Genomic DNA, 16,760 nt, shown 5'->3' with positions numbered 1-16,760 from the left:
GGGGCGGCCTAGTCACCGCGCAGGGCTACCACGGGGTCGAGACGCACTGCCCGCAGCGCAGGAGCGACCCCGGCCAGCAGACCAACCAGAGCGCTGCAACCGAGCGCCAGCAGCAGATAGAGAGGATGGAGGGTGAGCGGCAAGCCGGTCGCCAGCAGGGTGAGCAGCAGCTTGAGCCCGCCGAGCAGGGCCAGTCCCATGGCTCCGCCCAGCAGCGCCAGCACCACGGCTTCGAGCAGGAACAGCAATAGAATGCGCCGCCGCGGACAGCCCAGCGCCATCAGCAAACCCACCTCGGGGATCCGCTCCTGCTGGGCGATGCTCATGATGCTGAAGATGCCGACTGCCCCAATCAGCAGCGAGATGATGCCGAGCCCGCCGACCGCCAGCTTGATGATAGAGAGGATCTTGTCGAGGCTGGTCAGCATGTCCTGCTGGGAGGTGAGGGTGAAGTCCTCGGCGCCGTGGCGGGCGATCAGCACCCGCCGGATCTGGGCGGTGATATCGGCTTCCGTCTGTCCGGCGCGATAGATGACGTCGATCTCCTGCAGCCCCTCCTTGTTGAACAGCGCCTGGGCGTGAGCGGCGGGCAGATAGATCATGTCATCCAGATCAAAGCCGAGAAATTGCCCCTTGGGCGCCAGCACCCCGGCCACCCGAAAACGGCGATCACCCGCGCGCAATAGACTCCCAGGCGCATCGCCACCGGGAAACAGCTCAGCCGCCACCTTGGCCCCCAGCACCGCATAGGCACGGGGCATTGCACTGTCGTCCGCGGGCAGAAAACGCCCCTGCACCAGGGTGAGTCGCCAGCCGGAGAGCGCCGCCGAACCGGTGCCCAGAATGGCAGTGCTGCGGGTCAATCCGCGGCTGCGCACCTCCCCTTGCCCCTGCACCACAGGGAGCGCCGCCTCTACCCCGGCCAACCTGGCGAGGGCATCGGCATCCTCCAGCAGCAGGGGACGGCTGCTGGAGAGGATGCCGGGCGGGCCGCCGGCGGTCTCTGTCTTGCCCGGGGTCACGGCGATCAGCCGGGTGCCAAATTGGGAGAAGCTGTCGAGCAGATAGAGCCTGAGCCCCTCGCCGATGCCGGTGAGCAGGGTCACCGAGGCGATCCCGATTGCAATGCCGAGCGCAGACAGCAGGCTGCGGCTGCGCCCCGCCAACAAGGCGCGCCAGAGCCAGAACATCAGATCAGCTGCGCGCATCAGCCACCGCTCCATTGCCCGCTGCGCAGGCTGCTGACCGGATCTTGCCTTGCGGCCCGGGAGGCGGGCAGCCAGCTAAAAAACAGTCCAGTCAGCAGGGCCGCCGGTATGGTGCAGAAAGTAGCGAGCAGAGGGACTGCCGCCGGAAATCCGGGCCAAATCACTCCGGCGAGGCCAACCAGGGCATAGCCCAACACAGTGCCAAACAGCGCGCCACTGCCGCTCAGCAGCAGCGCCTCCCACAAAAACAGCTGGCGGATCTGGCGACTATCGGCACCCAGCGCCTTGAGCAGGCCGATCTCGCCGGTGCGCTGGCGGGTGCTGATCAGCGCCAGATTCATCATCATGATGCCGGAGACCAGCAGGCTGATGGCGCCGATGCCGGCAACTGCCAGGGTGAGGGTCGAGAGAATGGTGGAGAAGGTGGCCAGCATGGCGTCACGGCGCACCACAGTCACATCGAGCACCCCGTGGCGCGCCTGCATCAGCTGCTCCAGTCGCTTGACCAGCGGGGGCACTGCTTGTCCCGCCAGCGGCTGGATCAGCAGCCGAAACAGCCCCTCGGTGTTGAACAGCCGCATGGCGCTACCCACCGGGATCAGCGCCGCCTCGGCCATATCCATCCCCAGATTGCTGCTCTGGCTGGTGAAGACCCCCACCACCCGAAAGCGGCGATTGTCAAAACGCAGCCACTGACCGACCGGATCGGCCTGACCGAACAGCTCACGGGCCACCTTGGCCCCGAGCAGGACGGCCGGTCGATCCTCTGCGGCATCCCCTGGCAGCCAGCGGCCGGAGAGCAGTTCCAGCCCGTGGGTATCGCGTAGCCCGTTGCTGCTGCCAAGCAGCATAGTCTGGCGCAGCCGCGCCCCCTGCTTGGCCTCGGCAAAGCCCATCACCAGCGGCACCAGCCGCACGTTTGGCTGATGCTGGCCAAGGTAGTGCATGTCATCGAGTGTGATCTGCCGCAGACTGTTGCCGGTGACCGGCGGCAGCCCGCCGGTGGTCTCCTTGCGACCCGGGAACATCACCAGCAGATCCTTGCCAAGGGAGCTGAACTGGTCGGCCACATAGCGTCTCGCCCCCTCCCCCAGCGCGGTGAGCAGCAGCACCGAGGTGACGCTCAGACTCACCGCCAGGATCAAGACCAGCGCCCGTGAACGCTGGCGCAGCAGGGCCACGGCGGCAAAGCGGATCACATCGGGGCGCCGCATTCAGCCACCGCCGCTATCAATGTTGATGCGGCCATCGTTCATCAGGATCCGCCTGCCCGCCCGATCACCGAGGCGCGGGTCGTGGGTTACCACCACCAGCGTGATCCCCTGCTCCCGGTTGAGCTCCTCCAGCAGGGTAATCACCTCCTCCCCGGAGCGGGAGTCGAGATTGCCGGTGGGCTCGTCGGCCAGGATCAGCCGCGGCGCCATTGCCATGGCCCGAGCGATGGCCACCCGCTGACGCTGACCGCCGGAAAGCTCGGCAGGGCGGTGTCCGGCCCGGTTTTCCAACCCCAGCTCCCCCAGCAACTGCTGGCTGCGGCGATGGCGCTCGGCGGGGGCGATCCCGCACAGCATCAGCGGCAGCTCGACGTTTTCACGGGCGGTGAGGCGGGAGATAAGGTGAAACGACTGGAACACAAAGCCGATGCGATGGCCGCGCAGCTGGGCCAGCGCAGGTTCTGACAGGGTGGCGGTGTCCTCTCCCCCCAGCCAGTAGCGCCCCTCGTCGGGCCGATCCAGCAGCCCCAGCACATTGAGCAGAGTCGATTTGCCGGAGCCCGAGGGGCCCATCACCGCCAGATACTCCCCCTCGGCAACCCGCAGGGATACGCGATCGAGGGCGGCCACTTCGCTCCCCCCCAGAGTGAAACGACGGCTGACGGCATCAAGGCGAATGAGATCACTCATCCGTCTGCTCCGTGGCGGCGCTGAAAGGGCCCTCCCCGACAATCTGTCCGGGCTGGGCTGCCAGCCGATCACCGGCGGCGAGCCCCTCGGCCACCTCAATCCAGTTCCAGTTCTCCACGCCCCAACGGGGCACCACCCGCACCAGCTTATCCCCTTCCAGCCGCAGCACGCTGCCATCGTCGGCCCGGCTGCTGGCCGCTACCCGCAGCACATCGGTGGCGCGGGTCACCTCGACCTCAAGGTCAGCGCTGTAGCCAATAAGCAGGGGCACATCGGTGGGCAGGGCAGTGAGCGCCGCCTCCACCTCCACGGTGCGGGCCTGCTTCTCCAGCTCCTTCACATAGGGGGCGATGCGGGTCACAGTGGCGGCAAAATCGCGCCCGGGCATGGCATCGAGCAGTACCCGGGCAGACTGGCCCACCTTGAGGCGGGCGGCATCCACCTCATCGATGGGGGCAGAGACATACAGACAGCGATCGTCGATAAGATCGATAACCGGAGGCATGGCCACTCCGGGCGGTGAGGGAGTCATGTATTCGCCCAACTTGCTGTTGACCTCTGCCACCACACCGGCAAACGGCGCCAGCAGGCGGCGCTCGCTCAAGCGAGCCTCCACCTGGGCGACCTGCGCCTCGTCGACCCGCTCCTGCTGACGGGATGCGCGGCAGACATAGCGGCGGGTATCGGCCAGATTCTGGGCCTGCTCGGCGAGGGTGCGGGAGGTGAGGTTTTTGGCCAGCAAGGTGGCCAGCCGGTTAGCCTCCCGCTCGTAGTAGGCCGCCTCGCTGCAACGCTCCTCGCGCTGGGTCTTGCCAAGGGCCTGCTGGGCGCGGGCCCGGGCGAGATCGGCGTGAATATCGTCGCTCCAGAGGGTCAGCAGCAGATCTCCCCGGGCTACCCGCTCCCCGGCCTTGACGGCGATCTGCTCCACCACGCCGCCACCGGGCAGACTGAGCCCGGCCCGCTGACACGACTTGATGGTGCCAGCCCGAGTGTTGACCACGGTGACCAGCACATCCCCCCGCCCGACCTCAGCCAGCCTGATCGGCGTCGGCTGCGGTCGCCACCACCATGCTGCCGCAGCCACCGCTACCACAGCGCCACTTCCCCACCACAACCAACCTCTCTTCATCGCGCATCCTTTCGCTAGTGACTCCCGTCATGTGCGTCGGGAGAGCAGGGCATAATAGAGCAAGGGTATCACCACCAGGGTGAGCAAAGTGGAGACCAGGATCCCGAAAATCAGGCTGATAGCCAGTCCGTTGAAGATGGGATCATCGAGGATAAACAGAGCCCCGATCATCGCCGCCAGCGCCGTCAGCATGATGGGTTTGGCCCGCACCTGCGCCGCTTCGATCACCGCCTGCTCGAACGCCACCCCGGCGCTGCGCTGCTGCTCGATAAAGTCCACCAGCAGGATGCTGTTGCGTACGATGATCCCGGCCAGGGCGATCATCCCGATCATCGAGGTAGCGGTAAACTGGGCCCCCAGCAGGGCGTGGCCCGGCATCACCCCTATGATGGTGAGCGGAATGGGAGCCATGATGATGAGTGGTACCAGATAGGAGCGGAACTGGGCCACCACCAGCAGATAGATGAGGATCATCCCCACCCCGTAGGCTAGCCCCATGTCGCGGAAGGTCTCGTAGGTGATCTTCCACTCACCGTCCCACAACAGCGCCACCTCCCCCAGCTTGTCGGGCTGCTGCACGTAATACTGGGGCAGATCGATGTCGGCACCGGCGGCAAACATGCCGTAGAGCGGGCTGTCGGTATGGCCACCCATGTCGGCCACCACCATCACCATGGGCTGCATGTTCTTGTGCATGATATAGCTGGGGGCCACCTCATCACGGCGACTCACCAGCTCGGAGACCCGCACCAACTGGCCGCTCTGGCTGCGCACCTTGAGGGCCAGTACGCCCGCCAGATCCCGTTTGTCACCGGGAGCCAGTTCGATGCGGATCGGCACCGGATACTTGGCGCCGTGACCCTGCAGCCAGCTGGCATCCTGATAACCCACCCCGCCATTGAGGGTGTTAACCAGATCCCCGAGATCGACCCCGAGCAGGGCCGCCTTGCTGCGATCCACCACCAGCCGCCACTTGGGCTGCGGGTCGGTCAGATAGATATCCACATCCACCAGATCCGCCGTAGCCACAAAACGGGCCTGTACGGCGCGAGCGGCCGCTTCGCGGGCGGCCTGAGTCGGGCCATAGATCTCGGCAACGATGGGAGACCAGACCGGCGGGCCGGGCGGCACCTCAACGACTTTCAGGTTGCCCCCTGCCGCACTGGCGATGGCCTGCAGCGGCTCCCGAACCGACTGGGCAATCTGGTGGCTACTGCGATCCCGCTCATGCTTGTCCACCAGATTGACCTGAATATCCCCCACGTTGGCGCCGCTGCGGATAAAGTAGTGGCGCACCAGCCCGTTGAAATTGATGGGGGCGGCGGTGCCGGCGTAGATCTGGTAATCCTTCACCTCAGGCACTTTGGCAAGCTCTCGTCCGACCGCCAGCAGGGTGCGCTCGGTCTGCTCCAGGGTCGCCCCCTCCGGCATATCGAGCACCAGCTGAAATTCCGACTTGTTGTCAAAGGGAAGCATCTTGAGCACCACCCACTGCACCACCGGCATTGCGGTGGCGGCCCCGACCAGCAGCAACACCACCAGCCAGAGTTTGCGTCTGGCGCGCTTGGCGCCATCACCAATCAGGAAAGGAGTCATCAGCCGGTGAAAAAGACCAGCCTTGGCCTCGCCGTGGGCACCGTGCACCTCACCCTTGAGCAAATGGCTCGCCAGCCAGGGGGAGAAGACAAAGGCCACCAGCAGGGAGATGAGCATCCCCATGCTGGCATTGATGGGGATGGGGCTCATGTAGGGACCCATCAGGCCACTGACAAAGGCCATCGGCAGCAGGGCCGCGATAACGGTCAGGGTCGCCAGTATGGTCGGCCCTCCCACCTCATCCACCGCCCCCGGTATCAGATCCTTGAGCGCCCCCTTGCCCAAACCGCGATGGCGGTGGATGTTCTCCACCACCACGATAGCGTCATCCACCAGAATGCCGATGGAGAAGATCAGCGCAAACAGCGACACCCGGTTGAGGGTAAAGCCCCAGGCCCAGCTGGCAAACAGGGTCAGTGCCAGGGTGATAACGATGGCAACGCCCACCACCAGCGCCTCTCGCCAACCCATGCTCACCAGCACCAGCAGCACCACCGCCGTGGTGGCAAAAATCAGCTTGCCGATCAAGGTGTTGGATTTGGTCTCGGCGGTGACGCCGTAGTCCCGGGTCACCGTCACCTCGACCCCGGCAGGGATCAGTCGGTTCTGCAAACTTTCGACCCGCGCCTCCACCCGCTTGGCCACATCGACCGCATTCTGGCCCGGCTGCTTGCCGATGGCCAGGGTCACCGCCGGATAACTGGCCTGTCCCAGCCCCATCCAGCTGCGCTTGGTCGGGGTCTCCTGACCCAGAGAGACCTTGGCCACCTCCCCCAGATAGACCGGCTTGCCGTCGTGCAGCCCCACCACCAGCTCTCTAGCCTCCTGCTCGCTTTGCAGGAACTGCCCCACCTGTACCTTGATCTCACTGTTGTCCTGCCAGGTGGCCTGTGTCGGGCCCACCTGATTGGCGGCCGAAAGGCGCTGACTCAGCTCGCCCCAGCTGATGCCGTGGGCGCTGAGGGCCGCCGGATCCGGCATCACCCGCAACACGGCACTCTGGCTGCCCAGCGTGTAAATATCGCGGGTACCGGGAATGCGCTTGAGTTCGGTCTCCAGCTCATGGGCGACCCGGGTCAGTTCGGGGGCCCCCAGTTGCTTGCTCCCCTCTTTGCTCCATAAGGTCAGACTGACGATGGGGACATCATCGATCCCCCGGGGTTTCACCAGCGGCTGACCGACTCCGATCCCCTGTGGCAGCCAGTCACGGTGGGAGTCGAGTTGGTTGTTGAGATCGACGATGGCCTGTTCGCGGCTCACCCCCACCTTGAACACCACCACCAGCAGGGCGCCATCGGGTTGGGAGAAAGAGTAGAGGGTATCAATTCCCTTTATCTGGGAGACCACCTGCTCGGCAGGGGTGGTGACGAGAGAGGCCACTTCAGTCGGGCTGGCTCCCGGGAAGGGAATGTAGACATCGGCGAAGGTGACATCGATCTGCGGCTCCTCCTCCTTGGGGGTCACCAGCACCGCAAACAGGCCGAGCAACAGCCCCAACAGCGCCAGCAGCGGCGTGATGGCCGAGCCCTGAAACAGCGCAGCCAGCCGACCGGCAGGCCCCAGCCTCTCCTTGTTGCCGTTCAGCTCGCTACTCATGGGCCACCTCCTGCTGCTGCGCCCAGGCATCGGGAGCCAGCTTGTCACCGGCTTGCAGCCCGGCCAGGATCTCGCACTGTCCCTCGACGCAATGGCCGACCCGCACCGGCGTCAGGGCCCAACCAGCGGGCTGCAGCAGATAGACGCCATTGAACTCCCCTTGCCGCAGCAGGGCGCGATCCGGCACCTGCAACACCTGACGTTCACCCTGCTTGAGCTGCACCTTGAGCCACATGCCGGGCAATACCCCGGCGGTTTGCGGCGGCAAGTCGAGGCGCAACCTGAAGGCGTGGCTCTGGCTGTCGGCATAATTGAAGCGGGTCAGTTTGACCGGGGTAACAAGCTTGCCATCCGGCAGCAGCACCTGCACATCCGCAGGCTCACGAACGAGCGTCAGGGCGGATTGGGGCAACTCCACCTCCACCCGCAGTGTGTCGAGAGAGAAGCCGGAGAGCAGTGGGGTACCGTGGGCGACAGTCTCCCCCAGCTCTACCAGCCGTTTGGTCACCACCCCGGCGTAGGGAGCCAGAATGCGGGTATAACCGTAGGCCTCGCGGGCCTGAGTGAGAGCCGCATCGGCAGCATTCACCTCGGCGCGGGCGGCGCGATCCGTCGCCTGGGCATTGTCGAGCTGGGCGCGGGTGATCACCCCCTTGGCAATCAGCGCCTGAAAACGGGCAAGCTGGCGCTCGGCTTCCACTTGCTGAGCCTGCGCCCGCGCCAGCCGCGCCTCGGCCCCCGTGACGGCGGCAAACTGCTCTTTGCCGCTGATCTCCAGCAGCGGCTGCCCCGCCTGCACCTGATCGTTCACATCCACCAGCATGCGGGAGACCCGGCCGCTGGTCTGGGCCGCCACCGTCCCCTGATTGATGGCACTGACGGTACCATCCAGCGTCAGCCAGTCAGTCACCGCCTGCGGCGCCACTGTCAACAGGGGCTTTGGCTCCCCGTCTGCGGCAAAGGCCCGGGGGGATGTCATGGCCTGCGATGTCATCACCAATAAGGTGATCCCCAGCAACCGGATCTTTTCCATCATTACTCTCCTTCCCTGGCGTAATCTGTCACTTCACGGGATCAGGTGGTATGGGACTGGCGCACCTTATCCACTCCCCGAGCTGGCGCCTTGGTCAGCACCCTGGCCAGTCCTTTGTCAAACAGCAAGATCCCGGCCACCATGGCCGCTATAAACAACATTATCATGGGCTGCCCGCTGGAAATGAGACTCATAGCAGGCCCCGGGCAGATACCCACCAATCCCCAGCCGATGCCAAACAGCGCAGCCCCGCCGATCAGCCTGCGCTCGAGCCGAGGAGCTGGTACGGCGGCGATGGGCTCGCCCAGCACGCTCTGACGACGGGGTTTCACCAGCAAGAAGTAACCCGGCATAAAGACCAGCAGGGCCCCCCCCATCACGAAGGCGAGGCTGGGATCCCAGGCGCCAGCCAGATCGAGAAAACCGGTGACCCGGGCGGGATCCACCATGCCGGAGATGGCCATCCCCAGTCCAAACAGCAGGCCCGCGAACAAACTTGTCAGCAATTTCATGGCAATCAGCCCCTTACAGCAGATGATGAGTGATGAAGACGGTGATAAAGCCAGCCGCCATAAAGGTCAGGGTGGCGACAATGGAGCGCAGGGAGAGCCGCCCCATGCCGCAGATGCCGTGGCCGCTGGTGCAGCCATTGCCAAGACGGGTACCGATGCCAACCAGCAAACCGGCCAGCAGCACAACAGGCCAACCGGGCAAGGTGGTGAATGCGGGCATGCTGGCCCAGCCCAAGCTCAGTGCCAGCCAGGCGCCCGCCCCGAGCCCCAGCAGAAACAGTACCCGCCACGGCGCCCGGTGTTGCAACGCACCGGCCAGAATGCCGCTGATCCCGGCCACCCGGCCGTTGAACAACATCAGGATCAGGGCCGACAGCCCTGCCAGCATGCCGCCGCCCAAAGAGAGCAGCCATTGGCTTTCCATCATCAAGATTCCTTATTTTCCGAGTGACAAAAATGGGTTTGCAGCGCCCCCAGCACATCGGCAGCTGCCTCGCTCACCAGCGAGTAGTAGATCTGCTGGGAGACCTTGCGCGAACGGATAAGGCCGTAGCGCTTCAATACCGACAGTTGCTGGGAGAAGGCCGACTGGCCCAGCTGGCTGTGGGCCAGCAATTCCCCGACTCCCTTCTCCCCCTCCACCAGCTGGCAGAGCACCATCAGGCGTTCGGGATGAGCCAACGCCTTGAGCAGGGAGGCTGCGGCTGTCGCATGTCTGTTCATCTCGTCGAATTGGCTCATAAGAGTAAATTAGCAATTGCTGATATTTGTTCTATTGTATAAAACAACACTAAATTAGCAATATCTAAAGTAGATAAGGAGAAAGACCATGACAGTAGATAACGGAGTCAGAATCGTCGCGGGTTGCATGTTGCTGCTCTCGCTGATCCTTACCACCTGGGTTCATCCGGGCTTTGTCTGGTTGAGTGCCTTTGTCGGGGTCAACCTGATCCAGAGCGCGTTCACCGGTTTCTGTCCGGCCGCGATGATCCTCAAACGGATGGGATTGAAATAACCGGGTCAGCTTTTAGCGGCTTGATGCGGCAAAACGGGGCTTTCGATTATGTTTCAAGATGTTGCTGCGGGCAGCGCGGGGTTTACCCTGCCTGCCGCCTCGGCTATCATTCGAGCCTCTTATCAATAGCGGAGACCATCAGTGGGCAACTCATCAAGTGACAGTTGTAGACCGACCCTCATCGTCGGTACCAAGGTCGCGAGCTAGCCGCAGGTCTTTCTCTGCCGCATGCTCGCAACCCGCGAGAAGCGGAAATCCACTCCCCTCTTCTCCCTTTTTACACTTGACGTCTGGCAACCAGAGGCCAACCGCCACGGTCGCCATGCCTGCATAGTTTCTGCTTCCCACAAGGAGGCTGCTATGCGTTTTATCTCAATCAAACCGGCTGCGGATCGCGCGGTCGCAACAGGTTCTGTTGCTACCCGGGCTCACCCCCTGTTGAGCCGGCTCGGCCGTGGCATGCTGCCACGCTGGCTGGGCGGCAAACAGCGTCAGCACCACTACCGGCTGCAGATCCGCTGTGAGGATCGCGCCGATATGGAGCAGGTGCTGGATATGGTGAACCACACCCTGCAACCGGCGGGGCTGCAACCGATGCAATCGATGAAGCCGGGTCGCGGCGGTGGGCGAGAGCTGGTGCTCAACCTGCAGTGCACCCCGCCCCAGCGCCGCTATCTGGTGCAGTTTGTTCATCAGGTCGGGGTGGCACATCCGGTGCGCTGGCAACTACGCCCGCGCATCGACTGCGATCCCGAGCTCAACTGACCGCACACCTGCGTTAACCACAGTGAAAGGGGCCAGCCACGCTGGCCCCGCTTGTTGCGTCCTCTCCGAGCGTCAGGGCATCCGATGATGCTCGCGCCCCGGGACGCAGCGTTTTGTTTTTCTGCTGGCCATCCGCGCAATCATCCCCTGATCCATCCGCCACCCGGCGTTTCATCATGGATTGCGCCAAGCCAGCGCTCATCAGAAGGAGTAAGCCATGAAGATGTGGCAACAAATTGACATGCTCTCCCTGCTCGACACTCTGGCCAGCCTGCTGCTCGCCTTTGTGCTTGGCAGTCTGGTCGGGCTGGAGCGCCAGTACCGCCAGCGTACCGCGGGTCTTCGCACCAACGTGCTGGTCGCCGTAGGGGCCGCTCTGTTCGTCAGTCTGGCCCAGCGCATCTATGACCTGCACGGCGGCAACTACAACGTGGTCCATGTGGTGGCCTATATCGTCTCCGGCATCGGCTTTCTCGGCGCCGGCGTCATCATGCGCGAATCGGGCAATATCCGCGGCATCAACACCGCCGCCACCCTCTGGGGTGTCGCTGCTGTCGGCGCCGCCTGTGGCGCCGGGCTCGCCATGGAGGCAATTCTGGGTGCCCTGTTCGTGCTGGCCGCCAACACCCTGCTGAGACCGCTGGTCAATCAGATCAACCGTCGCCCGGTGGACAATACCGACACCGAAGTGACCTACAAGGTGACGGCCCTGACCCAGCGCGAACATCAAAAAGAGGTGCTGCACTGGCTCGAGGAGATGCTGGAGCAGGCCAACTACCCCCTGAGCGAACTCGATATCGAGCCGTTTGGCGAGGGGGATCTGGAGATCTCTGCGGTGCTGCTGGCTACCTCCATCGATGGCGACGAGCTGGATGCCCTGATGGTGAAACTCGGCATCCACCCCCATATCAAGCAGGTGTTCTGGCGCACCAGTACCACCGATTGAGCCGTTGGTCAGAGGAACGAACCATCCGCCCGCAGCAAAAAGCCCCGCCAGCAATGGCGGGGCTTTCTCATATGGGATGGGCGAAGAGTGGCTAGCGGCGACTGCGCCAGCGCACCCTGGGGGTGATCACCTGGGCAGTCTGCGCTGGGGGATTACCTGCAATCAATTGCTGCATCAGCTCGAAAGCGGCGAGGGCCAGCGCCGGACAATCCTGTGCCACCGAGTCGATGCGCATGGGAATGCAGTCGAGCAGGTCGTGATCGTCGAAGGTGCACAGGCGCATGCCCGTCTCCATCAGTCCCGCTTCGTTGAGGTAGCGCAGCACCCCTTCCAGCAAAGTAAAGGAGGCGGTAAAGAGCCCCCTGGGAGGCGCTCCCAGCTCGGCCACCAGCTCGGCCATCAGCTGATAACCGGAGCTCGGCTGATAGTCGCGATGACGGACCCGGGCTGCATCGGCTTCAAAACCGGCGCGATGTAGCCCCAGCTCATAGCCCGCCAGCCGGTGACGACTAGGGGAGAGATCCAGCAGGCCACCGAAGTAGTAGATCTCCTCGCCGCACTCGCTGGCCATGTCCCGCACCAGCTCGGCGGTGGCCTTGCAGGCATCGGAGATCACCATGGGCAGGCGCGACTCGCCAATATGGCGGTCGAGCTGCACCACCGGCAGGCGGTCGTGGATGCGGGCATAGATGTCATCGCTGTGGCCGCTGGAGGCGACAATCAGCCCGTCCACCTGACGGCTGATGAGGTTGTCCACCACCCGCTGCTCGAGAGCGGGATCATCCTCGGAGCAGGCGATCAGCAGCTGGATGCCCGCCTCCCGGCAGTGCGCCTCGAGGGCGCGGGCGATACGGGCGAAACCGAAGTTGGTGAGATCGGGGATCACCAGCCCCCAGGTGTAGCTGCGGGTCTCGCGCAGGGAGCGGGCATGAAAGCTCGGCAGGTAGTGACACTCCTCCGCCACCGCCTGAATGCGCTTGCGGGTATCGTCGGCAATCCGGTACTCCGCACTCTTCCCGTTGAGCACCAGACTGGCGGTCGCCTTGGACACCCCCGCCAGTTCGGCGATCTGGGCAATCGTGATCCGTTTCTTCTTCTCCACCTGGCCTCCCGGCTGACTAGAACCGGGCTATTGTACTAGGCACGCCGACAGCGGCCAGTGATTGAGGCAAATTTTGCAGCCATCATCGCCGTTACCTGATGAAAGTTGCGGCTTTTCCCCGGGGAAGTAGCGCGCCGACAGGCTGTGACGCCCCTCATCGATGAAACACTCCAGACTGGAGCGATCACACAGGACGGTGATCCGCCCGCCAGCCCATGGGCTGCTGCGGGTCTCCCATACTCCGCTCTGCCAGTTCTGGCGCCGCAAGGTGATGCGCCCCGGCTGCCAGCACAGCTCGGCCACGGCACCGAACCAGAGGCTCCCCTCACCACACAGATCCAGATCGAGCCAGGCCGAGTCGATGGCCAGCCCCGGAAATTCGCCGAGCGTCCCCGCGAAGCGGGTCAGCTCTCCCTTCAATGCCGCAAGCTCCGCCACAGGCCGCTGGCAGAGCCACTCATCCTGCCAGAACAGCTCCCGCGGGCAGCTCATCTGGTGGATCCAGCCGTGAGCGACCGTAGGTTGGCTCATCTCGTTCTCCTCCGGCAGCCCCAGCCAACCGAACAGGAGGCGGCGACCCAGACTGTCTCGGGTGGTTTGCGGCGCATAGAACTCGAAGCCCCGATCCAGCTCGTGGAAAGCCCCGTGCGCGAAGTGCTCGCCGTCGAAATCCCCCGCCAGCCAGCCGCACTGGTAGAGGTTGCGATAATCCTCGCCTGCCGGAGCAATCCCCTGCGGACAGCTGATCAGCACATGACTCTCCCCCAGCGGGAAGAGATCCGGGCACTCCCACATATAGCCAAACTCACCCAGCCCCCCTCGCCCGCTACCGGCGATGGGGCCCACCCGCTGCCAGCTTTGCAGGGTGTCGCCGCGATAGAGCAGCACTTCCCCCTTGTCATCCAGGGTGCGCGCGCCCAGCACCATCAGCCACTGTTTGCCGTCGTGCCACACCTTGGGATCGCGTACATGGCCGCTGTAGCCTTCGGGCAGATCCAGCACAGGTCCCAGCTTCTCGAAGCCCCCCTCACTGTCGGCGCGGGCCAGACACTGATAGGCGGTACGACTGCCATCCGGGTATTTGACATTGCCGGTGTAGATGAGGGTCAAACGCCCCTGCTCATCGCTCACCGCCGAGCCCGAGTAGCAGCCGTGGCTCTCATAGGCTTCGGTGGGTAAGAGCGCCACCGGCTCGTGCTGCCAATGCAGCAGATCGGTGGAGGTGACATGGCCCCAGCCCTTGTTGCGGTGCTCGCAGCCAAGCGGGTTCCACTGGTAGAAAAGGTGGTAGCGCCCGTCGTGCTCGATAAAGCCGTTGGGATCGTTGAGCAGCCCCACCGGGGCTGCCAGATGCCAGCGGGGCCGATGGGGATCGGCCGCCGCCTTGAGCTGTCCGGCCAGCAGCGACCGGACAATCTGGTTGAGAAGATCGCTTTCCTTCATCACTCCACCTTGTACTTGAGCAGGTAGGATGCGGCGAAGGCGGCGCCAAAGGCGATCACCAACCCGATGATGTAATGAATAAGGCTCATCGGCTGGACGATGGCCATGCCGGGAATACCGGTCAGCCCCACCGCCGTCATCCCCACCTTGGCCGCCACCACGTAGGCGCCGCCGCAGGCCCCGCCAAACAGACCGGCGAGGAAGGGTTTGATGTAGCGCAGGTTGACGCCAAAGATCGCCGCTTCCGTGATACCCAGCAGGCAGGACATGGCCGCCGGCACGGTAATGGCCTTGATCTTCACGTCGCGAGTCTTGAAGTAGACCGCGAGGCAAGCCCCGCCCTGTGCCACGTTGGCCATGGCCCAGATGGGCAGCAGGAAGTTGACGCCAATTTGCGGATTGGCCAGCAGCCCCGCCTCGATGGCGTGGAAGCTGTGGTGGATGCCGGTGATGACGATCAGCGAATAGGTGCCGCCAAACACCAGCCCCGCCAGCCAGCCTGCCTGCTCATAGAGGGCGCTTAGGCCGAACGAGATGCCATCCCCCAGCACCCGACCCGCCGGGCCGATAAAGAGCAGCGCCACGAAACCGGTGATGATGACGGTGAGAAACGGCGTGAGGATCAGATCCAGCGCGTCCGGAATGCGCTTGCGCAGCTGTTTCTCCAGATGGGACATAAACCAGACCGCCAGCAGCACCGGGAAGACGGTGCCCTGATAGCCGATCATGGCGACATCGAGCCCGAAGAAATCCATGGTCTTGAAACCACCGGCCACGCCCCAGGCGTTGGTCAACGCCGGGTGGGTGAGAATACCGCCGAGGGTCGCCCCGAGATAGGGGTTGCCGCCAAACTCACGTGCTGCAGTAAAGCCGATGAGGATCGGCAGTATGATAAATGCCGCCGAGCTGAACATGTCGAGCATCACAAACAGGGCGCTGTCGGCATTGACCCAACCGTAGGTGCGCACCATGCCGAGCAGCCCCATCAGCAGACCCGAGGCGACGATGGCCGGAATGATCGGCACGAAGATGTTGGAGAGGGTTCGCGCCAACCGCTGGGCCACGTTGAGCTTGGCCGTCGCCATGTCGGTCAGTTCCGCCTTGCTGGCGGTGCCGGTACCGGTCAGCGTCACAAACTCCGCATAGACCTTGTTGACCAGACCGGTGCCGAAGATAACCTGAATTTGGCCCGCGTTGCTAAAGCACCCCTTGACCCCCTCCAGCTTGTCGATGGCGGCCTTGTTTACCTTGCTGTCATCGGCCAGCACCAACCGCAGCCGGGTGGCGCAGTGGGCAGCGCTGACGATATTCTCCTTGCCCCCGAGCAGGGGCACCAGATCCTTGGCTATCGCACTGATATTCATATTCTTCCTCTTATGACCCGCCACGCTGGCGGGCCCTTGTCACATGAGAGTTGGGGCTGTCGAGCCGGGCTTCTAGCCTCAGCTCAACAGCCGCTTGCGCCTGATCGCAAAAAGGCATTCAGTTCGGAGCGGGTCGGCAGCGCCGTCATCGCCCCCTTGGCGGTGGTGGCGAGCGCCCCGCAGCCGTGAGCCTGAGCAAGAATGGCGGGCAACTCGGCCAGAGTCGGCAGCGACGAGCGCCCGGCCAGCGCCGCCAGCAGACCGGCGACGAAGGCATCCCCCGCCCCCGTGGTGTCGATGGGCGTCACTTTCTGCCCCACCCACTCCAGCAACTCGCCATCAAGGCGAGCCACCACACCGGCCGCCCCTCTGGTCACCAGCACCAGCGCCGGGCCAGAGAGAGTGGCGAGCCCGGCGACCAGTTCATCCTCGCCACTCAGCAGTTGCAGCTCCTCAATGGAGAGCTTGACCACATCCGCCTGCGCGATGGCTTCGCGTACCAGCGGCAGCATCTCGGCGGGGTTGCCCCACACCTCGGGGCGCAGGTTGGGGTCGAAGCAGACCCGCCCGCCTGCCGCCTTGATGGCTGCCATGGCCTGCAGGCAGCTGGTGCGCACCGGCTCGTTGGCGAGCGCGATGGAGCAGGTGAGCAGCCACTGACCGGCCTTGAAGCGGGGCAACTCATTTGGGGTGAGGAACTGGTCGGCGCTGGGACGCACCATAAAGGTGAAGCTGCGCTCCCCCTCGTCATCCAGTTCTACCAGCACGGTAGAGGTGCGATGGTCTGGATCGAACCGCAGCGCACCGATATCCACCCCCTCCCCGCTCAGGGTCTCGGCCATAAAGCGGCCGAACGGATCGGCTCCGACCCGGCCGATAAAGGCCGCATCGCCACCCAGCCGTGCCACGCCAACCGCCACATTGGCGGGAGCGCCACCCGGACACTTGAGGTAGTGCAACGCCCCTTCCGGGATCAAGTCCACCACCGCATCCCCCATTACCCACACACGATTCGTCACCTTGCTACTCCACTGCTGCATCGGATCCACGGTCCAACCCGAACTCTGTTCTGTTGGCTGGCATTATCAGCTAAACCGTTTTAGCCAACCAACAGATCTCGGCACCGGCTGCCATTTTTGTGATC

General features: G+C 64.0%; 16 protein-coding genes. 3 read left to right on the top strand and 13 right to left on the bottom strand.

What is annotated here, in order from left to right; translation table 11 throughout:
• Nucleotides 1-8: 8 nt before the first annotated feature.
• From OKB77_RS02960 to OKB77_RS02920, 9 genes are read right to left on the bottom strand one after another with little or no spacing between them, the layout of a single operon-like run.
• Nucleotides 9-1,208 carry an ABC transporter permease gene (locus tag OKB77_RS02960; RefSeq protein WP_201951784.1) on the bottom strand — a complete coding sequence of 400 codons (1,200 nt, stop codon included), beginning with the start codon at nt 1,206-1,208 and terminating at the stop codon, nt 9-11.
• Entirely contained in the window at nt 1,208-2,422 is a 1,215-nt protein-coding gene (locus tag OKB77_RS02955) for an ABC transporter permease (protein WP_069527918.1), read from the bottom strand. The genes OKB77_RS02960 and OKB77_RS02955 overlap by 1 nt, the downstream gene beginning before the upstream one ends.
• Complete coding sequence (locus OKB77_RS02950; protein ID WP_069554752.1) at nt 2,423-3,112, bottom strand: ABC transporter ATP-binding protein; 690 nt, start codon at nt 3,110-3,112, stop codon at nt 2,423-2,425.
• A complete protein-coding gene (locus OKB77_RS02945) occupies nt 3,105-4,244 on the bottom strand; it encodes an efflux RND transporter periplasmic adaptor subunit (RefSeq protein WP_201951787.1) in 1,140 nt (379 codons plus the stop codon). Before OKB77_RS02945 ends, OKB77_RS02950 begins: the two co-directional genes overlap by 8 nt.
• Before the next feature lie 27 nt (nt 4,245-4,271).
• Nucleotides 4,272-7,436, bottom strand: coding sequence for an efflux RND transporter permease subunit (locus tag OKB77_RS02940; protein WP_201951791.1), 3,165 nt, complete (start codon nt 7,434-7,436; stop codon nt 4,272-4,274).
• Nucleotides 7,429-8,469: an efflux RND transporter periplasmic adaptor subunit gene (locus OKB77_RS02935; protein WP_201952293.1), complete on the bottom strand. Its 1,041-nt coding sequence runs from the start codon at nt 8,467-8,469 to the stop codon at nt 7,429-7,431. Before OKB77_RS02935 ends, OKB77_RS02940 begins: the two co-directional genes overlap by 8 nt.
• Nucleotides 8,470-8,510: 41 nt before the next feature.
• Nucleotides 8,511-8,981, bottom strand: coding sequence for a YeeE/YedE family protein (locus OKB77_RS02930; protein WP_201951794.1), 471 nt, complete (start codon nt 8,979-8,981; stop codon nt 8,511-8,513).
• Nucleotides 8,982-8,994: 13 nt separating this feature from the next.
• Complete coding sequence (locus OKB77_RS02925) at nt 8,995-9,408, bottom strand: YeeE/YedE family protein (RefSeq protein ID WP_201951797.1); 414 nt, start codon at nt 9,406-9,408, stop codon at nt 8,995-8,997.
• Nucleotides 9,408-9,722, bottom strand: coding sequence for an ArsR/SmtB family transcription factor (locus OKB77_RS02920; protein WP_005338008.1), 315 nt, complete (start codon nt 9,720-9,722; stop codon nt 9,408-9,410). Before OKB77_RS02920 ends, OKB77_RS02925 begins: the two co-directional genes overlap by 1 nt.
• Nucleotides 9,723-9,810: 88 nt before the next feature.
• Here OKB77_RS02920 and OKB77_RS02915 point away from each other — a divergent pair, with 88 nt between their 5' ends.
• The 3 genes from OKB77_RS02915 (at nt 9,811) to OKB77_RS02905 (ending at nt 11,707) form a co-directional block, all read left to right on the top strand.
• The gene (locus OKB77_RS02915; protein WP_033136592.1) at nt 9,811-9,996 is read left to right on the top strand and encodes a YgaP family membrane protein; all 186 of its coding nucleotides are present in this window, start codon (nt 9,811-9,813) and stop codon (nt 9,994-9,996) included.
• 360 nt (nt 9,997-10,356) lie between these two features.
• Nucleotides 10,357-10,761, top strand: coding sequence for a hypothetical protein (locus tag OKB77_RS02910; protein ID WP_005359258.1), 405 nt, complete (start codon nt 10,357-10,359; stop codon nt 10,759-10,761).
• Nucleotides 10,762-10,978: 217 nt separating this feature from the next.
• Nucleotides 10,979-11,707, top strand: coding sequence for an MgtC/SapB family protein (locus OKB77_RS02905; RefSeq protein WP_064338374.1), 729 nt, complete (start codon nt 10,979-10,981; stop codon nt 11,705-11,707).
• Nucleotides 11,708-11,798: 91 nt separating this feature from the next.
• Here the strand turns inward: OKB77_RS02905 and OKB77_RS02900 are convergent, their stop codons facing one another.
• The 4 genes from OKB77_RS02900 to OKB77_RS02885 form a co-directional block, all read right to left on the bottom strand.
• The gene (locus OKB77_RS02900) at nt 11,799-12,809 is read right to left on the bottom strand and encodes a substrate-binding domain-containing protein (RefSeq protein ID WP_100646367.1); all 1,011 of its coding nucleotides are present in this window, start codon (nt 12,807-12,809) and stop codon (nt 11,799-11,801) included.
• Between the two features lie 27 nt (nt 12,810-12,836).
• Nucleotides 12,837-14,252 (bottom strand): glycoside hydrolase family 32 protein, encoded by a 1,416-nt coding sequence (locus OKB77_RS02895; protein WP_201951800.1) that lies wholly within the window; start codon nt 14,250-14,252, stop codon nt 12,837-12,839.
• On the bottom strand, nt 14,252-15,616 hold the full coding sequence (locus tag OKB77_RS02890) for a sucrose-specific PTS transporter subunit IIBC (RefSeq protein WP_201951802.1): 1,365 nt from the start codon (nt 15,614-15,616) through the stop codon (nt 14,252-14,254). The genes OKB77_RS02895 and OKB77_RS02890 overlap by 1 nt, the downstream gene beginning before the upstream one ends.
• An 83-nt stretch (nt 15,617-15,699) precedes the next feature.
• Nucleotides 15,700-16,656 carry an aminoimidazole riboside kinase gene (locus OKB77_RS02885; protein ID WP_201951804.1) on the bottom strand — a complete coding sequence of 319 codons (957 nt, stop codon included), beginning with the start codon at nt 16,654-16,656 and terminating at the stop codon, nt 15,700-15,702.
• Nucleotides 16,657-16,760: the final 104 nt, after the last annotated feature.

It is taken from the genome of Aeromonas sp. Y318-3, from assembly GCF_027706185.1.
In the GTDB taxonomy this organism is placed as follows: domain Bacteria; phylum Pseudomonadota; class Gammaproteobacteria; order Enterobacterales; family Aeromonadaceae; genus Aeromonas; species Aeromonas veronii.
The sequence above is the reverse complement of the archived record's forward strand: the minus strand, read 5'-3'. Positions and strand labels throughout refer to the sequence as shown.

What these genes read in the sequence shown, in the direction of transcription:
- OKB77_RS02960 (WP_201951784.1), bottom strand. Translation starts at nt 1,208, where the DNA reads ATGCGCGCAGCTGATCTGATGTTCTGGCTCTGGCGCGCCTTGTTGGCG.
- OKB77_RS02955 (WP_069527918.1), bottom strand. Translation starts at nt 2,422, where the DNA reads ATGCGGCGCCCCGATGTGATCCGCTTTGCCGCCGTGGCCCTGCTGCGC.
- OKB77_RS02950 (WP_069554752.1), bottom strand. Translation starts at nt 3,112, where the DNA reads ATGAGTGATCTCATTCGCCTTGATGCCGTCAGCCGTCGTTTCACTCTG.
- OKB77_RS02945 (WP_201951787.1), bottom strand. Translation starts at nt 4,244, where the DNA reads ATGAAGAGAGGTTGGTTGTGGTGGGGAAGTGGCGCTGTGGTAGCGGTG.
- OKB77_RS02940 (WP_201951791.1), bottom strand. Translation starts at nt 7,436, where the DNA reads ATGAGTAGCGAGCTGAACGGCAACAAGGAGAGGCTGGGGCCTGCCGGT.
- OKB77_RS02935 (WP_201952293.1), bottom strand. Translation starts at nt 8,469, where the DNA reads ATGGAAAAGATCCGGTTGCTGGGGATCACCTTATTGGTGATGACATCG.
- OKB77_RS02930 (WP_201951794.1), bottom strand. Translation starts at nt 8,981, where the DNA reads ATGAAATTGCTGACAAGTTTGTTCGCGGGCCTGCTGTTTGGACTGGGG.
- OKB77_RS02925 (WP_201951797.1), bottom strand. Translation starts at nt 9,408, where the DNA reads ATGATGGAAAGCCAATGGCTGCTCTCTTTGGGCGGCGGCATGCTGGCA.
- OKB77_RS02920 (WP_005338008.1), bottom strand. Translation starts at nt 9,722, where the DNA reads ATGAGCCAATTCGACGAGATGAACAGACATGCGACAGCCGCAGCCTCC.
- OKB77_RS02915 (WP_033136592.1), top strand. Translation starts at nt 9,811, where the DNA reads ATGACAGTAGATAACGGAGTCAGAATCGTCGCGGGTTGCATGTTGCTG.
- OKB77_RS02910 (WP_005359258.1), top strand. Translation starts at nt 10,357, where the DNA reads ATGCGTTTTATCTCAATCAAACCGGCTGCGGATCGCGCGGTCGCAACA.
- OKB77_RS02905 (WP_064338374.1), top strand. Translation starts at nt 10,979, where the DNA reads ATGAAGATGTGGCAACAAATTGACATGCTCTCCCTGCTCGACACTCTG.
- OKB77_RS02895 (WP_201951800.1), bottom strand. Translation starts at nt 14,252, where the DNA reads ATGAAGGAAAGCGATCTTCTCAACCAGATTGTCCGGTCGCTGCTGGCC.
- OKB77_RS02890 (WP_201951802.1), bottom strand. Translation starts at nt 15,616, where the DNA reads ATGAATATCAGTGCGATAGCCAAGGATCTGGTGCCCCTGCTCGGGGGC.
- OKB77_RS02885 (WP_201951804.1), bottom strand. Translation starts at nt 16,656, where the DNA reads ATGCAGCAGTGGAGTAGCAAGGTGACGAATCGTGTGTGGGTAATGGGG.